Source organism: Microbacterium keratanolyticum (assembly GCF_016907255.1).
GTDB classification, from domain to species: Bacteria; Actinomycetota; Actinomycetes; order Actinomycetales; family Microbacteriaceae; genus Microbacterium; species Microbacterium keratanolyticum.
Genome location: NZ_JAFBBQ010000001.1, coordinates 1,029,286 through 1,049,772 on the forward strand (window position 1 = coordinate 1,029,286; position 20,487 = coordinate 1,049,772).

The 20,487-nt window shown below is 65.9% G+C and carries 17 protein-coding genes; 5 read left to right on the plus strand and 12 right to left on the minus strand.

The features are described from left to right. Positions 1-9: 9 nt before the first annotated feature. The 12 genes from JOD62_RS04985 to JOD62_RS05040 all read right to left on the minus strand — a co-directional run bounded on the left by JOD62_RS04985 (position 10) and on the right by JOD62_RS05040 (position 14,970). Entirely contained in the window at positions 10-1,104 is a 1,095-nt protein-coding gene (locus JOD62_RS04985) for a GntR family transcriptional regulator (protein ID WP_204938218.1), read from the minus strand. Then, the gene (locus JOD62_RS04990) at positions 1,097-3,412 is read right to left on the minus strand and encodes an FAD-dependent oxidoreductase (RefSeq protein WP_204938219.1); all 2,316 of its coding nucleotides are present in this window, start codon (positions 3,410-3,412) and stop codon (positions 1,097-1,099) included. The genes JOD62_RS04985 and JOD62_RS04990 overlap by 8 nt, the downstream gene beginning before the upstream one ends. A gap of 11 nt (positions 3,413-3,423) precedes the next feature. Further along, complete coding sequence (locus tag JOD62_RS04995) at positions 3,424-4,410, minus strand: hydroxyacid dehydrogenase (protein WP_204938220.1); 987 nt, start codon at positions 4,408-4,410, stop codon at positions 3,424-3,426. A 7-nt stretch (positions 4,411-4,417) separates the two neighbouring features. Then, positions 4,418-5,314, minus strand: a complete 897-nt coding sequence (locus tag JOD62_RS14825; RefSeq protein ID WP_204938221.1) for a carbohydrate ABC transporter permease — start codon at positions 5,312-5,314, stop codon at positions 4,418-4,420. Beyond that, positions 5,311-6,207 (minus strand): carbohydrate ABC transporter permease, encoded by an 897-nt coding sequence (locus tag JOD62_RS05005; protein WP_204938222.1) that lies wholly within the window; start codon positions 6,205-6,207, stop codon positions 5,311-5,313. The genes JOD62_RS14825 and JOD62_RS05005 overlap by 4 nt, the downstream gene beginning before the upstream one ends. Before the next feature lie 50 nt (positions 6,208-6,257). Further along, a complete protein-coding gene (locus JOD62_RS05010) occupies positions 6,258-7,565 on the minus strand; it encodes an ABC transporter substrate-binding protein (protein WP_204938223.1) in 1,308 nt (435 codons plus the stop codon). A 111-nt stretch (positions 7,566-7,676) separates the two neighbouring features. Then, entirely contained in the window at positions 7,677-10,127 is a 2,451-nt protein-coding gene (locus JOD62_RS05015; protein WP_204938224.1) for a polysaccharide lyase 8 family protein, read from the minus strand. 177 nt (positions 10,128-10,304) lie between these two features. Continuing rightward, complete coding sequence (locus tag JOD62_RS05020) at positions 10,305-11,543, minus strand: M28 family peptidase (protein WP_204938225.1); 1,239 nt, start codon at positions 11,541-11,543, stop codon at positions 10,305-10,307. An 11-nt stretch (positions 11,544-11,554) separates the two neighbouring features. Beyond that, the gene (locus JOD62_RS05025; protein WP_204938226.1) at positions 11,555-12,313 is read right to left on the minus strand and encodes an amino acid ABC transporter ATP-binding protein; all 759 of its coding nucleotides are present in this window, start codon (positions 12,311-12,313) and stop codon (positions 11,555-11,557) included. Further along, the gene (locus JOD62_RS05030) at positions 12,310-13,269 is read right to left on the minus strand and encodes an amino acid ABC transporter permease (RefSeq protein ID WP_204938227.1); all 960 of its coding nucleotides are present in this window, start codon (positions 13,267-13,269) and stop codon (positions 12,310-12,312) included. Before JOD62_RS05030 ends, JOD62_RS05025 begins: the two co-directional genes overlap by 4 nt. Continuing rightward, entirely contained in the window at positions 13,266-14,210 is a 945-nt protein-coding gene (locus tag JOD62_RS05035) for an ABC transporter substrate-binding protein (RefSeq protein WP_204938228.1), read from the minus strand. Before JOD62_RS05035 ends, JOD62_RS05030 begins: the two co-directional genes overlap by 4 nt. Positions 14,211-14,283: 73 nt before the next feature. After that, positions 14,284-14,970, minus strand: a complete 687-nt coding sequence (locus tag JOD62_RS05040) for a FadR/GntR family transcriptional regulator (protein ID WP_204938229.1) — start codon at positions 14,968-14,970, stop codon at positions 14,284-14,286. A gap of 81 nt (positions 14,971-15,051) precedes the next feature. Between JOD62_RS05040 and JOD62_RS05045 the strand changes: the two genes are divergently transcribed. The 5 genes from JOD62_RS05045 to JOD62_RS05065 all read left to right on the plus strand — a co-directional run bounded on the left by JOD62_RS05045 (position 15,052) and on the right by JOD62_RS05065 (position 20,487). Beyond that, positions 15,052-15,813 carry a sulfite exporter TauE/SafE family protein gene (locus JOD62_RS05045; protein WP_204938230.1) on the plus strand — a complete coding sequence of 254 codons (762 nt, stop codon included), beginning with the start codon at positions 15,052-15,054 and terminating at the stop codon, positions 15,811-15,813. 138 nt (positions 15,814-15,951) lie between these two features. Beyond that, on the plus strand, positions 15,952-17,400 hold the full coding sequence (locus JOD62_RS05050; RefSeq protein WP_204938231.1) for an aldehyde dehydrogenase family protein: 1,449 nt from the start codon (positions 15,952-15,954) through the stop codon (positions 17,398-17,400). A 368-nt stretch (positions 17,401-17,768) separates the two neighbouring features. After that, positions 17,769-18,770 carry an amidohydrolase family protein gene (locus tag JOD62_RS05055; RefSeq protein ID WP_204938232.1) on the plus strand — a complete coding sequence of 334 codons (1,002 nt, stop codon included), beginning with the start codon at positions 17,769-17,771 and terminating at the stop codon, positions 18,768-18,770. A gap of 30 nt (positions 18,771-18,800) precedes the next feature. Then, complete coding sequence (locus JOD62_RS05060) at positions 18,801-19,817, plus strand: DODA-type extradiol aromatic ring-opening family dioxygenase (RefSeq protein ID WP_204938233.1); 1,017 nt, start codon at positions 18,801-18,803, stop codon at positions 19,815-19,817. A 1-nt stretch (position 19,818) separates the two neighbouring features. Next, positions 19,819-20,487: an RraA family protein gene (locus JOD62_RS05065; protein ID WP_204938234.1), complete on the plus strand. Its 669-nt coding sequence runs from the start codon at positions 19,819-19,821 to the stop codon at positions 20,485-20,487.

Here is a 20,487-nt window from a genome sequence, read left to right on the forward strand (position 1 = left end):
CGTTTCTGGTCAGTCGTCACTCTGCTTCGCCGCACCGCAGGACTCCCGAACCACGAGTCTCGGGATGATCGAGATCTGCTGCACGGGCGACTGATCCCCTTCGGCTATGCGCGCCAGAAGCAGATTCGCCGCCATCCTCCCCACCCGATGCTTGGCGGGAGCGACCGCCGTGAGGGGCACGGGGGCCACATCCGCGAGCTCGTCATCGTAGGACACGATCGCCAGGTCCTCTGGAACTCGGATGCCCCGGCGCTGGCAGGCAATCTCGAGAAGCGTCGCCTCTCGGTCGCCGAAGACGACCGTTGCAGTCACCCCGGCTGCAAGAAGCTCCGTGAGCACACCGTCCGCGTGCGAGCGAACCCACTCCTGGCTGCTCTTGCTGATGACCAGCGTCTCCAGCGCATCAAGGTAGCGCGGAGCCTCGTCGTACCCTCGCCGGATCGCCCCGGCGGGTGCCGATTCGATTCGCGTGCAGAGAGCGATTCGTCGGTGCCCCATGCTGTGCAGGTGCGTCACCGCTCGCAGAACGCCGCCCTCGTGATTCGAGCAGACGAACTCCGTGGGATCGAAATGATCGAGCGCGTGAAGCCGGCGCTCGACGAGAACGGTCGGAACCGGGATCGCCTCAAGCCGTTCCAAGAACGAGTCCGGCTTAGCCGTCTCCGAAACCAGTGGCGTGATCAGGAGCCCGTCGACACCGGAGTCGAGAAGCTTCTGCAGCGCCGTCTTCTCGACTTCGGCGTCGTATCCGTATGTCGCCAAAGTGAGCGAGGCAGGTGACTCACTCAGCCCCGCCTCGATCCCCTGCAGCACACGCGGAAAGTAGAGGCTGGTGTCTGGGATGAGCACGCCGATCGTCAAGGACCCCCGCTTGCGGCGCGGGAGCCCCTCGACGTACATTCCCGATCCCTGCCGACGCTCGACGACGCCCTCCTCGGTGAGGATGTCGATCGCACGTCGTACTGTGCTCAGTGAGTACCCCGTCGATTCGACGAACTGCTGCTCCGTGGGTAGACGGCTGCCCAGCGGCCAGGTGCCCGCGGTGATCGCCCGCCGCAGATCCGATGCGAGAGCCTCGAACTTCAGCGCCCGCGGTTCAGGCATCCGCGGCATGTTGCTCCTCATAGACACGAACCTCGCACATCTGTGCCCGGCGAGCGCCGTTGGTGCGCAGGGCGACAATTCGAACGGCATCCACCATCTTCGGTTCGATGGGCACGATGACGTGCCGGCGCCGGTTCTCCCGAATCTTAGCGACGCTGCTCCACTGGCCGTCCACCCGGACTTCGATGTCGATGTCCGCGAGAAGCTCGGGAATCACACGGAACGGCTTGCGCACGTAGTGCAGGTTGTTCATGTACTCGTTGACATCGTCGTTCAGGACCAGTCGGATCTCCGCGGCCTTGACGGGCGCATCCCAACTCAGCTGAACCCACTCGGGCGCATCCGCCAGTGTCGCTGAGGACCACATGTTCGGGCCTGCGAAAGGTCGCGACAGCCCCGAGCTCGCCTGGCTGGGCTCATAGCCGCTGATCGGGCCTCGGAAGCGCACGCCGAACCGACGACGGTTGAACGCCTTGATCCCCCAGCGCACCACCTCGTTCGCATCCTCATCGGAGATGTGGTGATCGATCGACTCCGCGCTGACATCCTCGCGAAGGTTCATCGCAATCATGCCGGATACGACATCGGCAGAATGCCACCATGAGAGCACAGGATTGGGCTCGAGCACGACGATCCACGGCCGCCCATCCGAAACAAGCTCGTCTGCGGAGACCTCCAGCGGGACCCACGCTCCCGCACTGCTCGCGACATCGATGCTCCCGGAGTGCAGAACCTCTGCAGGGAAGTAGGTTCGATCACTCTCTGACGTGCGGATCGAATAGTTCAGGGTCGTGGGTTCCGTCGCAGACAGGAAGAGCTCTGCTACCCCGGTCTGTCCCGCAGGAACCAGCATCGCCAACGTGGATGTCAGCGCGAGCGCCTCTTCCGGGTCCGGCAGATCTTCCCAGTGAAGGGAAGAACTCGCGGTGACGACCGCGTCCCGCGCACGGTTGTCGGTGCTCTGCTCACGGACTCCGATCATCGACGCGTCCGCGCGGATCAACCGTTGCTGCAGCTCGTCAATGCGGCCCACGTGAACCTCGCGCGGAGACAGATCGGCCTCGACACACATCGCGGCTGCCGTTCCCGCCGCTTCTCCCATAACTGCGCACGTCGCCATGACGCGCAAAGAGCCGAAGGCCACGTGCGTAGCGCTGACGTTGCGGCCGGCGAAGAGCAGGTTCGGAATGTCCGGCGAATAGAGCACGCCGAACGGGATGTCATATGTGCCAGGCGGGTAGGTCTGTCGCGCCGCAGGCGCAGGTTCGTACACCCCGCGCGGCGGATGCAGATCGATCGACCAGCCGCCGAACCCGATGGCGTCGATCTTCGAGACATCCTCAACGATGTCCGCCTGCGTCATGACGGTGTGCCCCTTGACGCGCCGATACTCGCGCTTTCCGGGGATCGAGCCGACCCATTCGAGCGTGAGGTTCGCGGCATCCGGGAACTCGCCAGAGTTCTTGATGTGATCCCAGATCCCGTAGATCACTCCCCAGAGCTCGTCGCGAATGCGCTCGTTGTCTGCGACGACATCGATCTCACCGCCCCATTCGATCCACCAGTAGTCGGCGCCGTTGTCACCCGTTCGGAGAATCCGGTTACGGAGAATGGGCGTCTGGTCGATATCGATCGCGAACGCGGGCGCGACGAAAGGAACAGGCTCACCCTCGTCCCGCGTGTAGAACAGCAGTGTGCTGCCGAGGGTCAGATCATCGGCGGAATCCGGGGCGCTCGTCTCGCCGAACTGCTGCGCCGACTCCCTCCCGAGCAGGATGTCTGCACCGACAGCTGCGGCGAGCGTGCCATCGCCCGACGCATCGATGAACATGCGCGCCTGCACCCTCACCTCGGTCTCCGCGCCCAGCACCTCGCCGTACACCGCGCGAATACGCGACCCCTCGCGCTCCACCTCGGACACGTGCGTGTTGAGCAGGAGCTGGATGTTCGGCTCTGCCTTGACGGTGTCGAGCAGAAGCAGGTCCCACAGATGCGGGTTTCCGAGCGGATTGCGGTACTCGTTCTCCAGGTAGAGCTCGCCGATGATCCCCGTCTCTCGGGCGAACCGCTGATGCCCGGTCGCGGTCGCACCGCACACCCAGACTCGAACCTCGCTGCTCGAATTTCCACCGAGAACCGGCCGGTTCTGGATCAGCGCCACCCTCGCGCCCTCGCGCGACGCGCTGATCGCTGCAGCGACGCCTGCAAGTCCACCGCCGATCACGGCGACATCGACGTCGACATCGCGCCTGTGGGTGTGCAGCTTTTCCCGTTCGGCGGGACTGTGGGGCTCGGTACGGATGGGCATGCGAAAAACTCCTAGGCGAGGCGGGGCAGGTCAGACGCCAGCACGGCGTAGTGAAGGGGGGCGCGATCGAGGACGCGCAGAGCTTCTGCAACGGCTCCAGCTCCCAGCAGGCGCAGATCGCTGCCCACGGCGCCGGCGATATGCGGCGTCAGAAGCACGGTGTCCAGGTCCCAGAGCGCGTCCTCCGCGTCGAGGACCATCGGGTCGGTGACGTCGAGCACGGCTGTCACGTTGCCCTCGGCCAGTACATCGAGCAACGCAGCCTGATCCACAAGGCTGCCCCGCGCAGTGTTGATGAAGGTGGCCGTCGGCTTCATCGACAGCAGGTGCTCCCGAGTGATCATGCCTGCCGTCTCCGCCGTTGCGGGTGCATGCAGTGACACAACATCACTCGCTCGCATCAATTCGCACAGGTCGACTTTTCTGACCCCGAGCTCCAGGGCGGTCGCGTCGTCGACATACGGATCGTAGAGGACGACCTCGACGTCATAGCGACGCAGGAGTGCGATGACGGCCTGACCGACGCGGGAGGCTCCGATGATGCCGATCGTCTTGCCGGTGACACCGAGCGTCTGCAGCAGCGGCCATCGGTTCAGCGCACCCTTCTCGTGCCGATAGCGCCGAGCGGTGGCGAAGATGCCCTTCAGGCTCGCGACCACCATCGCGAGCGTGTACTCCGCCACGATCTTGGCGTTCTCCTCCGCCTGCGTCGACACGACGATGCCCGCCGCGATCACGTCGGGGTGCACGAACGATCGGATCGTTCCGCCCGTGTGCACGATCGCTCGCAGGGCTGGCATCGACTGGAGGACCTCGACGTCGATCAGCTGCGTGCCCCAGCTCGTGATGAGCACTTCTGCGCGTGCTCGCAGGTGCTCGTCGATCTGCTCGAGACGATCCACGCTGTGCACCACGTGTGCCCGGGTCTGCAGAGTGTCGAGGACGCCGTGAACGAAGAGCTCATCGGCCAGCTCAACGGGCGCATCGATGATGACCACCGGAAGATTACTTGACTGCACCGGACGTCATTCCCTCCATGATGCGGCGCCCCACCCAGAGGTAGAGCAGGATCATCGGATACACGACGATCACCATTCCTGCGAACAGACCACCCCAGTTGGAGGTGTACTGCATCGTGGAATACAGACGAAGCAGAGCAGCCGGCAGCGTCTGCTGACTGGGAGAGGTGATGAGCACCATCACAAGCAACGCTTCGTTCCACATGTTGAGGAAGTTCAGGATGAACGCGCTCTTGACCGCTGGCCAGGCTAGGGGCGCCATGATGCTCCAGAACGTCCTGGCGGGCGTCGCTCCGTCGAGGGCTGCTGCCTCCGAGAGGGAGGTCGGCAGCCCCTTGAAGGCGGCGGTGAGCAGGAAGATCGTGAACGGAAGCGACGTGCCGATGTAGATCAGAATCAGCGTGATCCGGTCGTCCCACCAGCCAAAGGCGATCTCGACAGCGAAGCGATAGATCTCGGTCTTCGCTACGAACAGAGGCACGAGGATCGTCTGCACCGGCAGCGCGACGCACAGCGCGGTGTAGGTGTTCATCGCGCTCACCCAGCGCCGATTGCTCCGAGCGAGCACATAGGCGGCAGGTGCCGCGAGGAGGATCGTCACCGCCGCGGAGACGCTGACGACAACGATGGAATTGAGCGTCACGCCGCCGAAGCCCGAGGTGGTCCAGGCGCTCGCGAAGTTGTCCCAGTCCGGGCTGCTGGGCAGTCCGAACGGCGAGGAGAAGATCTCCTCATCCGACTTCAGCGATGTGAGCCCAACCCACAGAGCCATGAAGATGTTGAAGGCAACCCACACCCACAGCGCCAGACGTGTGGCCTTCGGAACGATCACGTTCCCCAGCGGGCGCCGAGGCGCCCTCGGCCGATCGATCACGCTGTTCACGAGAGTTCCACCTTGTCTCGACGGAGGATACGGCGCACGAGAATCACGAGCACCGAGGTCAGCAGGAAGAGCACGATGCCGATCGCCGAGGCGTACGCGAGCTGGGGGTTGCCATCGGTGCCACCAGTCGTCGCGAGGTACTGCTGCACCGCGGCAGTCCTGGCTTGCACAGGCGGGACGCTCTGAGACCCGACGAAAGCGATCACGATCTCGAAGGTCTTCATGCTGCTGATGATCCAGAGCACGATCGCCACCGACAGCGACTCCCAGCTCAACGGCAGCGTGATCATCCAGAACTGCTGCACTTTGCTGGCACCCGCCAGCTCCGCCTCTTCATACAGATACGGAGGAATCTGATCGACACCCGTCGCGACGATCGCGAGGTAGTACCCGCTCACACTCCAGATCAAGCCGACGATGATCACCTGGAAGACGACGTCGGGCGACAACCATGCCCGACGCAATCCGTCCAAGGACAGCGCGTGCAACAGCTGGTTCACTCCTCCATTCGGGTTCAGGAGAAAACCGAAGGCGACGCCGATTGCGATCGGCGAGATGATCACCGGCACGAAGACCGCCGAGCGAACGAACGCCGCCCCGCGCATCGCCCGCAAGCCGATCAACGAGGCGAACACGACCAGGAAGACTCCCAGTCCGCCGACCACCAGCATCACGAAGGTATTGAGAAAAGACGTCCGGAAAGCGTTGGACGACCAGAGGCCGACATAGTTGCGTAAGCCGACCCACGACAGCTCATCCCCAGGTCCCGACCATGAGGTGAACGAGACGACCAGAGTGAACACCGACGGTATGGCGAGCGTCACGGTCATGAAGATCACGGCGGGGGCGAGAAAGGGCAGGGCCAGGCGTCCGACGTCGTTGTGATCGCTCACGGTTCGCCGTCGAGTCACCGTTCTTGGAGATGTCATGGGTCGGCAGCACCTCAGCCGTTCGCCGAGATGTGAGCGGCGGTCTGCTCCTTGCCGAGGGCGACGAACTGCTCAGCGTCGATCGCGCCGGAGAACAGCTGGTCGTTCAGCGGCAGCAGCACATCGTTCCACCAGGCCGAGTGCAGTGCACCTGCAAGGTCATACGTCTGTGTCGTCGAGGTCGCGTCAGCGATCGCATCGACCAGAGTCTCCAGGGTCTCCGGAGGGGTGACATCCTGTCGTGCAGCGATGAACCCGGCCTCCGTCGAGTACAACTCCTGATACTCCTTCTTCGCGGCGAACGCCAGGAACTGCTTCACTGCATCCAGGTTCTTGCTGTCAGCGTTGGCAGCCAGTCCGCTTGCTGTCGCTTCCATCGTGCGTTCGTTGCCATCCACTGTCGGGAACAGGATCGTGCGCGCCGTGAATCCGGATGCCTGCTGCGCTCGTGTCTCACCCTCGAGGTACGAGCCGCCGAGAATGAAGGAGTACTCGTTCTGGGCCCAGCGGTTCTGCGCGTCGGGGTACTTCGTTCCCATATAGTCCGCCTGCAGGTAGCCGCCATCGACGATCTGCTGAACCATCTGAGCCGACTGCAGAACTTCCGAGGCGTCCCAGTTCGCCGCGTCCTCCGCGAGCGCGCGCAACGAGCCGGGACCACTCGTCTGCATCATGAACTGGTAGAACCAGAACACGTTGTAGCCGGGGACAGTTCCGTCGGCTCCGAGCGGGACGCGCCCTGCGGCCTTTTCCGCGTCCAGCACGGCAATGAACTCCTCCCACGTCTCGGGAGGGTTCTTGTCGATTTCCGGGTGTGCGGCTGCGTTGAACCAGATCGCGTTCGAGTTGACGTAGGTGGGAAGAATGCCGACACCCTTCTCACCGGATGCCGCTGAGAGAACTGCAGCGGAGAAGCTCTCCTCCACGGTGTTGTCCTCGCCGGGGATCGTGGTCTTCATCAGATCGGACATGTCGGCGAGGAATCCTCGCTGCTCGTAGTCGCGGAGGTTGCGGCTCCCCGCATCGAAGAGGTCGGGTCCCGTTCCTGTGCCGAGCGCGTTCACGAGCGTCGTCGTGACCTGACGCCCGAGATACTCGACCTCGATCTCGATCCCCGTCTCCGCCGTGAACGCTTCGCGTACGGTCTCAAAGATCTTCTGCTGGGCTTCGCCTTCGTTCCATGCGGACCAGTACGTGATAGTCGCTGCTTCTCCGCCGGCTTCCGGCTCTCTCAGCTGCGTACCGCAGCCGACCGTGGCGCCGGCGACGGCAATCGCCGCGAACAGCCCGAGTGATCGCTTGAGCGTCTGTCTCCTGCTCACCTCATACTCCTTTGTTGAATGTGATTGGACATCCCCGTCGGGGTTGCTTTGAACTCAATCGCACGCCCAACAAATGACTCAATAATGAGTTTCAATTCAATTCACGTCTCGTCAGAACGACAGCGCGCAGTCGATCTGGCTGGAGCCGACCGACATCGTGATCGTCGTGATCGACCCCGCCTGAGCGACCGTCCCGCCCTCGCACACCGAAGACGACGCTGTCGGCACTCCGGCGATTTCCACCACAAGGGGAACGGAGAGCGCGGTGTGCTGGTCCACCCGGATGCGCACTGTGCCGTCGACCTCGGTGCACATCGCCACGGTGCAGGGAGCGTTCACCGTCAGGCCGTCGATCGTCGCCGGCTTCCAGAATGCGAAGAGTCGGGCGGCCTGCGCAGCGAATAGAACTGCCTGACAGATGTCCGAGTTCTCGATCACCGTGAAGCCTGGCGCGGAACCGAACGCCTGAGTCTCCGCGAGCGAGTAGCCCGGAAGCACGGCGTACTGGTACGAACGCCCGCTGAAGTTCTGCCCGTGCCACAACCACAGAGTCAGATAACGGCGAGCGATCGGGGCAGCGTCGATCCCGGGAGTGAGGTTGATGTCAGACCACGCACCTGTGCGCTCTTCGCGCTTCATCTTGACGCTGCCGCCGACCGGGAAGTAGTACCCTCCGACGCCGTCGATGTGCACCGTGAGCGGCCCTGTCGCGTTCTCGGTCCTCGAACTGGGCAGCGTGCCGATCCTCACCACCCCGTCCACGCGAACCGAGTGCGTGCCGTTCGCATGCAGGTTTCGATTCTCGACCGTGGTCTCGACGATTCCACCTGTCGTGGAGGAGATATCCGCGCCGAGCGCCACGAGTACCCCCGCGTGCTCGAACCACGCCTTGCGAGCACGAAGGTCGCTGCCACGAAACGCCCCACCCGGCCCGTTGCGATCATGAGGCGCGGCGAAGTGCTGCGCGAAGACACTCGCCGCCCCTACCGCGTCGCCGAGGACGGCAGATCCACCTGTCCACTCTCCTGGAGGGCACCCCTTGCCCGAGGTCCCGCCGATACGATCGGGCAGCGCCAGTTGCTCCACGGTTGTCCCGGCGAGCCGAGTACGATCGACGGTCGGCCAGAACTCGTCGTCGTACTGCGAGACATCGTGGTCGTAGAGGTATGTCATGCCGCTGCCGGTGTGATACCCGCGAACGTTCTCGAGTGAGCTGCACTCGTACCAGGCGATGCGAGAGCTTGATGCGGAGACCGCGAAGGCATGCCCCGGCCGACGGATCACACTGCGGGCCATCGAATTGAAGATGCGGGTGCCGGTGTCCGGTTCCGCCGTCGCGGGCACGGACGAGCTCAGCAGCTCCACGACGAGACCCGTCCGCGCGATCGTTCCCGTCGTGAATATCCGCCCCGTGGGGTCCTCATCGAGCCAGGACCGCACCCGCCCTCGGATCTGTGCGGCCAGCGGAGAAGGCGCAGCCGTGGCAAGCAGGAGCATTCCTTCACTCATCGCAAAGCCCGCGTCCTGACTGCGCCCCGTGGGACGGGCGATGGCCCGCCCTCGGACGCTGTCCATCACCCGCCCGCGGTACACGAGGGGAAGGTAGCTCTGTTCGACCAGTGCGAAGAACGCCTCGTAGTCAGGACCGTTCCCCCCGAGGTCGAGAAGCGCGAACAGCCGAGACGCGGCGAGCAGCAGCTCCACACCGTAGGACCCCGTGTACGGCACGGTTGTGTGCTGAAGCATCGACCCGTCCGCGTAGAAGCCGTCCCCCGACAGCACCAGCGTCCAGACCGGCGCCAGCCCGGCGCGTGCACGATTCAATCGAGTCGCGTCGCTGTCGAGGAGCGAACGGACGACCACTGCCTGACACATGTCGACACGGTTCGCCCCGGTCGACTCTTTGACGGGCAGGCCCTTGAGCGGATCCAACATCCAGGGGTCTGGAATGAAGTGGTCGATGGCGGCGCACCCGTCCGCCACCTGGGCCGCGGGGACGTCATCGGCCACGATCGCAAGAATGCTGGCGAGCGCCCGTGGCGAACCCACCTGCCAGTCCCACCAATTGTCAGCGGCCGCCATTGCGGTACCCGCGGAATATCCGGCGGCGGAAAGGGTGTCAAGGCTCGCGCTGACCTGACTCAGCACGGTGGCACTGCCGAAGTGCGCGGACCCCGGAGTCGCCCAGGCGAGCGCGAAATCGAGTATTCGCACGTAGGACTGTCGAATCTTCTGCGCGGCACGGATTCCCTGCGCATCGGGGTTGGGTCCCGTCAGGACAAGGTCGGTGAACACCGACGTCCCAGTGGCGTCGAGGATCCCCTGCCAGGCGGAGACGCGGGTGTCGAGGGCAAGCAAGGCTGTCGAGAAGCGGCTGTCGGTCGGGATCACCTGAGCACGGCCAGTGACGATGTCGACCCATCGTTCTCGCAGCGTGGAGAAGTCTGCCGCGTTCTCTGCCGCCACCTGCAACGACAACCGGGCGAAGAGCGAGTCCGCGATGACCCCGGCGGCGAGCCCCGCCGAGACCTTGAAGAGTGTGCGTCGTGTCAGATCCACCATGGTCATCCTCCGCTTCCTTGCGTTTCAGAGGGACGGTAGCTGTCTGCCAGATGATGAGTACAGGGTGAATCAGTCTCATGCGAAGAGACGATTACGCGCCGCGCGCGGGTACGACAATGGCGCCCCGAGCCCGCCGGCTTCCTTGCCGACGAGCTCGGGACAGTGCGGTCTCGTGCTCTACGCCCCCATCGCGGCGAGGGTGACGAGAGCGGTCACGATGGCACCGTGCTTGAGGTCGAGCGGCTCGACCCGGTGCCGGGTGTCGGCTGCCGTGAGCAGCAGACGGCTGCCTGCGGAGTCGTCGTTGTAGCCGCCGATCAGGCGCACCGCCGGAATCCCTGCCGCCAGGAAGTTGGCGTGGTCGGAGTTCGTGGTGTGCGCGTAGATCGGATGCACGGGCGTGCCGCCGACGACGCTGGCCTGACGCAGCAGCTCCAGGATGCGCGGATGCCCCGCCGTCAGTCCGAACAGGCGCGGGTAACCGACCGGGGTGTCGACGTTCACGTTGCAGTGGATGAGCGACCGCTCGGCCTCGTTCAACGACGCCACGTACTCTGCGGATCCCGTGAGGGCCCACTCCTCGAAGGTGAACAACGCGAGAGTCAGACCCCGCTCGCTGTCCGCGGCGAGCGGCCCGAGACGACGGGCGACCTCAAGCACGGTGGCCAGGCCCGATCCGTTGTCCATCGCGCTCTCGGCGAGTCCGTGCCCGTCGATGTGGGCGCTCAGCACGACGTGCTCCTGCGTACGACCCGGGAAGTGCACGAAGATGTTGCGTCCGGTCCATTCGCCGGGAGTCGCCCGGTTGAACAGGCGCACCCGAGCAGGTCCGAACGCCAGCGCTGTCGACAGCTCGCTCGTCGCGTCGTAGCTCAGGCCGAACGCGGGCATCTCGCCCGGCTCCCCCGCGCCGCCGGATCCACTGACGGGGCCAGCGCCCGGCTGGTTGTTGCCGATCAGGAACGCCGCGGCCCCGTAGGTGCGTGCGAGTTCGAGCTTCACACCGCGGTGCACGTGGTTCGTCGAGAACGGGAACTCGTGACGGACGAGAACCGCCTTGCCGGGAATCCGATCTCGCGCGCCCTCGAAGTCGACGGGCGTGCCACGACCGAGGTCGATGACCTCGAACTCGTCGTCCACCTGCGCGCAGTTCAGCAGCGGATAGCTCTGCAGCTCGCGACCGGACGCGACCATGCTCACGCCGTGCTCGTCGCTGCGCAGGCCCGTGACCGTGAACGTCTGCTCACGGTACTCGCCGCCGAGTGCACGCGCGGCGCCCTCGAGATACGACTGCGCTGCCGTCTCACTGTCGGTTCCGGCCACACGCCCGCCGGTGTCGCACACGGCGGTGAAGTCGGCACCGAGCTGACCGCTCAGCCAGATGTCGCCGATGAGGTCTCGAACGTTGTCGTGCATTTTCTCTCTCATTACAGAACGCTTTCCAGGAACGCGCGGGTGCGCGGATGCTGGGGATTCGCCATGATCTCGCGGGGGTCGCCGTCTTCGACGATGTGCCCGCCGTCCATGAAGATCAACCGGTCGGCGACCTCACGGGCGAAGCCCATCTCGTGCGTCACGACGATCATCGTGGTGTGCTCGGCGGCGAGATCGCGCATGACTCCGAGCACCTCGCCCACCATCTCGGGGTCAAGGGCGCTCGTGGGCTCGTCGAAGAGCAGCAGCTTCGGACGCATCGCGAGCGCGCGAGCGATCGCCACGCGCTGCTGCTGACCGCCGGAGAGCTGCTTCGGGTAGGCGTCGCGCTTCTCCGCCAGGCCGACGCGAGCGAGCAGCTGCAGCGCGTGCGCGACAGCATCCGCCTTCTTCTCACCCCGCACCCCGATCGGCGCCTCGATGATGTTCTCGAGCACCGTCATGTGCGGGAACAGGTTGAACGACTGGAACACCATGCCGATCTGCTCCCGCTGCGCGCGGATCTTCTTGTCGGGAGCCGCGTGCAGCCGTCCGCCGCGCACCTCCGCCCCGATCGGGTCGCCCTCGATCGCGATGAGCCCGGCGTCGATCGTCTCCAAGCGGTTGATGCAGCGCAGGAACGTGCTCTTGCCCGAGCCGCTGGGCCCGATCACGCACACGACCTGGCCGCGTTCCATCTCGAGCGAGACGCCCTTGAGCACCTCGTTGCCGGCGAAGCTCTTGTGCACCTCGCGCATGCTCAGGAAGCTCATGCGGATGCCTCCTCTCGGGCGGGCTGCGCGGGTCGTCGGAATCGGATGCCGGTGAGGCGCTGCAGCGAACCAGGTCCGCTCGTGCGCTGGGAGCCGCGCGAGTAGAAGCGCTCGAGTGCGTTCTGCCCGACCATCAGGATCGAGGTGACGATGAGGTACCAGATCGTTGCGACCATGAGCAGCGGGATCGTCTCGAACGTGCGGCTGTAGATGACCTGCACCGAGTAGAGAAGCTCCGGCAGGGCGATCACCGACACAAGCGAGGTCGACTTCAGCAGCGAGAGCACCTCGTTGCCCGTCGGCGGGATGATGAAGCGCATCGCCTGCGGGATGACGATGCGGCGCATCGTGCGTCCGCCGCTCATGCCGAGAGCCTTGGATGCTTCGATCTGTCCGCCGTCGACCGAGAGCAGGCCGCCTCGGATGATCTCCGCCATGTACGCCGCCTCGTTGAGGGCGAGCGCGGCGACGGCCACCACGTAGGGCGTCACGAAGTCGTTGACGTTGCCCTCGAAGAAGGTCGGGCCGAAGGGGATGCCGATCGAGATCGACGGATACAGCGCGGAGATGTTGTACAGCAGGACGAGCTGCACGAGCAGCGGCGTTCCGCGGAAGAACCACACATACGCGCCGGCCACGGCGTTGAGCACCTTGTTGTCGGAGACCCGCATGAGCGCGATCACCAGACCGATGATGATGCCGATCACCATCGAGACGATCGTGAGCTCGATCGTCTTCCACAGACCCTGCAGTACTGACCCGGAGGTGAAGTACTGCCACACCACATCCCACTCGAAGCGCGGGTTGGTCACGATCGAGACCGCGACGGCGACCGCCAGTGCGATGACCACCACGGTGGCCAGCCACATGAAGGGACGTGGACGCCCGATGACCCGGTAGTCCTTCACCTCGTGAAGGAGCGAGTCAACGGACGCCCGCGGAGCGGCGCTGGTCACTCCATCGCCTCATTGTTCTTGCCGGCCATCGGAACAGCCAGCTGCTGGACGCCGTAGGTGGTGAGAATCTGCTCGTAGACGCCGTCGTCGATGAACTTCTGCAGCGTCGCCTGGATCACCGGGAGCAGTTCGCTCGTCTTCGGGAAGGCCATTCCCGACAGGCCGCCGCGGAACGGCTCGCCGCTGAGGGTGAGGCGGTCGTTGTCGGTCTGCGCGATGTAGCCGCCCTGCGCGGCAGCCGTGCCGTAGGCGTCGATGCGGCCACTGGTGAGCGCGAGGATCCCCTCGTTGTTGGTCTTGTACGAGAGGATCTCGATCGCCGGCTTGCCCGCAGCGGTGCAGACCTCGTTCTGCTCGGTGAGCGAGATCTCCTCGACCGATCCGGTCGTCACGCCGATCGCAAGGCCGCAGGCGGTCTCGGGCGAGAGATTCTTCGGCGCATCCGCATCGTCCTTCGCGACGATGAACTGCGACCCGCCGCGGAGGTAGTCGATGAAGTCGACCTGCTCCTGGCGCTCTGCCGTGTCGAGCATGGGCGCGAGCGAGAAGTCGTAGCGCTCCGCTGCGAGGCCGGGGATCAGGTTCGCGAAGACGACCTGGCGCAGTTCGACGTCGACGCCCAGCGCGTCGCCCATCGCGTAGGCGAGGTCGGGCACGATGCCGACGATGGTGACACCGTCGGTGTCGTACGACGCGAATGGCTCACCGATCGTCGCGTCGGTCGCGATGACGAGGGTGCCCTTGTCGGAGACCGCAGCCGGCAGCATGTCGGCGAGCGTCTTGTCGGCGTCGCCGGCCGCTGCGTGATAGTTGATGTCGGCGGTGTTCGACGAGGCACCGGAGGTGGAGCCAGGAGTCGCGGATCCGGTGCACGCCGTGAGGGCGAGAGCGGAGATCGCGAGAGCGCTGAGGGTGACGGCGGATCGGGTGGATCGCTTCATGCGGGTGATGGCTTTCTGGATGTGTGAGGGTGCCCGGTCTCGGGTGGAGGGGCGGAGCGCGGAGCGGGTCGGCTCAGATGCGCCCCACCTCCGCGACGTGCTCGCGCATGAGGCGCGCGGCGTCGTCCGGTCGTCCGGCCTCGATCGCCGCAAGGATGGCGCGGTGACCGTTGAGAGACGTGGTGCGACCCTCTGCTGTGGAGTGGGAGGTGCGTCGGAACTCGCTGACCCATTCCGAGGTGGCTCGGCTGAGGGCGAGGATCAGATGGTTGTGAGTGGTCGCCGCGATGGTCTCGTGGAACCGCTGGTCGTACTCGAGGGAGTGCTCCAGCGTGGCCGTCACCGGATCGAAATCGCACAGGCTCGCGAGGAGGAGCAGGTCGCTGTCGGTGCGACGACTTGCCGCGAGTCCGGCGATTTCGGGTTCGAAGGTGGATCGGAAGTCGGTGACCTCGACGGCCTCGCGCTCGGTCTGCGACATGTCGCGCAGGAGCGAGGATGCCGCGTCTGACGGATCCAGCACGACCGTGCCGGATCCCTGACGACGCCGCACGACACCCTTGAGCGTGAGCTCGTGGATGGCCTCGCGGATCGTCGTCCGTGACACGCCGAGCTGCGCTGCCAGGTCGCGCTCCGGGGGGAGCGCGGAGCCTGCAGGCACCGCTCCTGTGCTCACGAGATCCATCAGCCGAGCCGCGATCGCCGTGGCGGTCGCGGTGCGCGGCGTTGCGCTGAGCTGATCCCAATCGATCGATGACATGTGCTGTACGGTAGCAGAATTGGTCGGACCACCCAACCAATTGGCCGATATTCCGTTGCAGCGACTCCGCAGAAGGGCACCATGGATCTCCTCAGCCCTCTCGGTGTGAGCCTGCTCGCCCTGGCCGCGATCGGCGCGGGCATCATCAACACGGTCGTCGGGTCCGGAAGTCTCATCACCTTCCCCACGCTCTTGGCGCTCGGAGTTCCGCCCGTGAACGCGAACGTCGCCAACACGGTCGGTCTCGCGATCGGCAACGTGGGCGGCGTGGTCGGCTACCGACGCGAACTCGTCGGAACGCGACGCATCCTGCTGCCCCTCATCGCGGTCACGATCGTCGGCGCGGTGGCCGGTGCGCTCGCACTGCTCGCTCTGCCCGCATCGGTCTTCCGTCTCGTCGCGCCGGCACTCATCATCGTCGGCTGCATCCTCGTCGCGATCCAGCCGATCCTGAACCGACGCGCATCACAGGAGGCAGGCCGTCCGCCCCTCGCCCCGGCCTGGCTGCGCACGCCCCTCACGCTTCTCACCGGCGCATATGGCGGCTATTTCGGCGCGGCACAGGGTGTGCTGATCGTCGGCATCCTCGATCTGACGATGCGCGAGGACCTGCAGCGCATCAACGCCATCAAGAACGTGCTGCAGACCGTCGCAGGCTGGGTCGCGACGATCGTCTTCGTTCTGCACATGGCCCTGCCATGGGTCTCGATCGGCATCATCGCGGTGGGCTCCCTGCTCGGGTCCGCGATCGGCTCGGCGATCGGCCGACGCCTGCCTGCATGGCTGCTGCGCACGGCGATCATCGTGATCGGAGCGATCGCCGTCGTCTTCCTCCTCGCCTGACGCCGTCCACTCGACACCGTGTCGGATCACCCGGCGTCGGTTTGCGGCGACGCGGCGGATGTCGGCCCCGCACCCCGCGGATAGCATCGGTGTGACTTCGCGCACGAGCGCACCCAGCACGGATTGTCGAGGACTGCGATGGAGCGGTGGGACCTGAAACCAGCCGACGGCGGAATCTACTCCGACGGATGGCGCCCGGGTGGCGGCGGCACGCTCGACGTGACCTCCCCCGGTGACGGCACCGTGATCGGCACGATCGGCATCGCCGACGACGCCGACGTCGAACGCGCGGGCCTGCGCGCCGTCGACGCGCAGAAGGCCTGGGGCGCCGCGTCGTACCGCGTGCGCGCCGAGGTCCTGCGCAAGGCCGCGGACGCACTGGAGGAGATCCGCGCCGACGTGGAGCGCGTACTGGTGCGCGAGAGCGGGTCACTCCCCGGCAAGGCCCACCACGAGGTCGAGAAGGTCATCGACGAGCTGCGCGAGGCCGCAGGGCTCGTGACGATGTCGCAGGGCGACATCCTTCCGGTCGAGGACCCCACGACGATCGGCATCGCCCGCCGCATCCCGGTCGGCGTCGTCGGCGTCATCGCCCCCTGGAACGCCCCGTTCATGCTCGCGATGCGCTCGGTCGCTCCGGCGATCGCTCTCGGCAACGCCGTCATCGTGAAGCCCGATGTCAAGACGGCTCTGTCCGGCGGTGCCGTGATCGCCGAGATCTTCGAGCGCGCGGGCCTCCCTGCAGGTGTGCTGCACATCCTTCCCGGCGGACCGGACACCGGCGAGGCCGTCGTGCGCTCGCCCCACACGAACGTCATCTCCTTCACGGGATCCTCCGCCGCGGGCAAGCGCGTCGGCGAGGTCGCCGGAGGCCTGTTGAAGCGCGTCATCCTCGAACTCGGCGGCAACAACGCGTTCATCGTGATGGCGGACGCCGATCTCGACAAGGCCGTCGCTGCGGGCGTCGGCGGCTCCTTCCGACACCAAGGCCAGATCTGCATGGCCACCGGGCGCCACCTCGTGCACGAGAGCGTCGCCGACGAGTACGTCGAGCGGCTGCGGGCGGCCGCAGCGGCCATGCGCCTCGGTGATCCCCTGGCCGAAGGCACGACCCTCGGGCCGCTCATCAACGTGCCGCAGGCAGAGCGTGTGCAGGGCATCGTCGACGCCGCCGTCGCCGATGGCGCAACCGTCGTACAGGGCGGCACGCACGACGGCGTCTTCTTCGCCCCGACCGTCCTCGACGGCGTCGGGATCGACAACCCCGCCTTCCAGAGCGAGATCTTCGGCCCCGTCGCCCCCGTGACCCGCTTCTCCACGGATGAAGAGGCTCTCGCCCTCGCCAACGCCAGCGCCTACGGCCTCTCCGCCGCGATCCACACCCGCGACACCGCGCGCGCCCTCGGCTTCGCCTCCCGCCTGCACGCCGGCATGGTCGCCGTGAACGGGCAGACCATCTACGACGCCGCGCACATCCCGATGGGCGGCATCGGCGCCTCCGGAAACGGCGGCCGCCACGGCGGTCACTGGAACCTCGACGAGTTCACCTACTGGCAGTGGATCACACTGCCCACGATCTCGGGCTGAACCCAGCCTGCGGGCATAAGAGGGCGAGCTGCGCCGAGGGGGTCGGCTTCGCCCTCTTTGTCGTGCGCGCATCTCTGTCGTAGGCGCGTCGCGCTGCGCCCCGCACGCCCCAACCGGCGCCTACCCCGCGCGAGAAACCACTCCTCGCGTGAAACACCACAGCACGCAGGGTTTCTCGCGCAGAAGGTGGTTTCTCGCGAACACGGAAAGGCGGATGCTGCGCAGAAACCGCCATTCCGACACTGTGTCGGAATGCCCCCGAGGAGATTCCCGCAGCGGGCCGATCCCCCGAAACCAGGGGCACACATAGCGTCGAAGTATCAGCCGCAACCGTCACTGCCGACGGCCAATCGACGAAGGAGTCACTCGTGATCATCGATGCCCACGCGCACATGACCGCTCCCGACAGCTACTACGCCTGGAAGGCCTCGCTGCTCGCGGCCCGCGGATCGCACGGCGGCAAACCCCCGGTCATCAGTGACGACGCCCTCATCGAGTCGTACCACGCGCCGCACCCGAGCTTCGGGCACGCGTCACACATGCAACACATCGACGGTGCTGGCATCGACGTGCAGCTCATCTCGCCGCGTCCGTTCCACATGATGCACAGTGAGCGCCCCTCGAAGATCGTCGAGTGGTTCACCGAAGAGACCAACAACATCATCCACCGCACCACCGAGCTCTTCCCGGGACGCTTCAAGGGCGTGGCGGGCATGCCGCAGAGCCCGGACCTGACGCCCGAGCAGTGGACCAAGGAGCTGCGCCGTGCCGTGACCGAGCTCGGCTTCGTCGGCGCCATGCTCAACAGCGACCCGCACGAGGGCACCGAGACGCCGCCGGCACTCGGCGAGCGCTACTGGTACCCGGTGTACGAGGCCCTCTGCGAGCTGGATGTCCCCGTGCTTCTGCACTCGGCCAGCTGCAAGCCGCCGGCACGCGAGCCCTACAGCCTGCACTTCATCCAGGAGGAGACGGTCGGCGTCTGGAGCCTCATCAACTCGCAGGTGCTGCAGGACTTCCCCGACCTCAAGGTCATCGTCTCGCACGGTGGCGGCGCGATCCCCTACCAGGTGGGTCGCTTCCTCCCCTCCGTCGTGCGCACCGGCGTCTCGTACCTCGACAAGCTGCGCAAGCTCTACTTCGACTCCTGCCTCTACACGCAGGAGAGCCTGGAGCTGCTCATGAAGGTCGTCGGCACCGACCGCGTGCTCTTCGGCTCGGAGAAGCCGGGCACCGGCTCGCAGATCGACCCGGAGACGGGCCGCTGGTTCGACGACATCCACCTGCTCATCGACGACATCGAGTGGCTGGATGCCGACAGCCGCGCCGATGTCCTCGAGAACAACGCCCGCTCGCTTTTCCGCCTCTAAGCATCCGAAGCATCTGAGAAAGGACCGACCATGACCGAGATCGTCGCCGGATTCGGCACCTCGCACGGACCGCAGCTCAAGGCCGCACCGCCCGAGGCCTGGGAGACTCGCGGCACGGCAGACCGTCGCAGCAAGGGCCTCAAGTTCCGCGGAGGCACGTACACCTTCGATGAGCTGCGCGCTGAGCGCGAGGACTTCTCGCACGAGATCACCCACGACGTGATGCAGCGCCGCTGGGACAGCTGCCAGGGCTCGATGGACGCCGTCGCCGAGTACATCAAGGCGCAGGACGTCGACGTGCTCGTGATCGTCTCCAGCGACCACAAGGAGACCTACGGCGACGAGTGGCTCGCACCATTCTCGGTGTTCTGGGGCGACGAGGTCGCACACGTGCCGTTCACGCAGGAGCAGCTCGACGAGATGGCCCCGGGCCTCGCCGAAGCCGCCATGGGCGATGTGCCGGACCACACGATCATGCGTCCGACGCACCGCGCGCTCGGCAAGCACATCATCCAGTCGACGCAGGCCGAGGACTTCGACACCGGCGCCACCGAGATCATCCCGGCCGGCCGCTACGAGAACTACTCGATCCCGCACGGCTTCGGCTTCATCTACCAGCGCTTCATGGGCGAGGACTCGACCATCCCCATGGTGCCGATCTTCATCAACACGTTCTGGGAGCCGAACCCGCCGAGCGCCAAGCGCTGCTACGACTTCGGTCGCGCGGTCGGTCGCGCGATCCAGTCGTTCCCCGGTGACCTTCGCGTGGGCGTCGTCGCCTCCGGTGGCCTCAGCCACTTCGTGATCGACGAGAAGCTCGACACCGAGTTCATCGAAGCGATGAAGAACCACGATGCCGAGTACCTGTCGTCGGTTCCGGCATCCGAGATGCACTCCGGCGCCTCAGAGCTGCGCAACTGGATCGCCGTCGCCGGCATCGCCGACGAGGTGGGCCTGCAGGTCACGAACGTCGACTACGAGCCCTGCTACCGCACGGAAGCCGGCACCGGCAACGCGATGGGCTTCGTCACCTGGGGGCGTGCCTGAGATGACTGCAACACCGGCAGAGATCATTGCGGCGCTGCGCGCGCTCGACAGCTGTGCGATCTCGGATGCGCTCGACACTCTGGGCCTTCCGGGAGCCGTGACGGCTCTGTCACCCATGTGGCCTGTGGGGTCTGTCGTGGCGGGGCGCGTGCGCACCGTCACGGCGGCCCCCAAGGCCGCAGCGGGACCGGCGACGCACATCGCCACCCCGCTCGTCGCGATCTCCGAGACCGATGACGTCGTCGTGATCGACAACCACGGACGCACGGATGTCTCGTGCTGGGGTGGCCTGCTCGCCGAGGCCGCCACCCAGCGCGGCGTCGCCGGCGTCATCGTCGACGGCGCGTGCCGCGACGTGCAGGAGAGCGAGGCGCTCTCACTGCCGCTCTTCGCCCGCCAGGCCGTGCCTGTCAGTGCGCGCGGTCGCATCGTCCAGCAGGCAATGGACGAGCGCATCCAGATCGCCGGCGTCTCCGTCGCCTCCTTCGACTACGTGATCGCCGACGTCAACGGCGTCGTCTTCGTCGCCGCCGACCATGCCGCCCGCGTGATCGAGCTGGCCCAGCGCATCGCTCAGCGCGAGGCGCTCATGGCCGACGCCGTGCGCAGCGGCCGCGACGTCAGCGAAGTCATGCACGATTCCCAGTTCCCCACCGTCACCGCGGAGTAA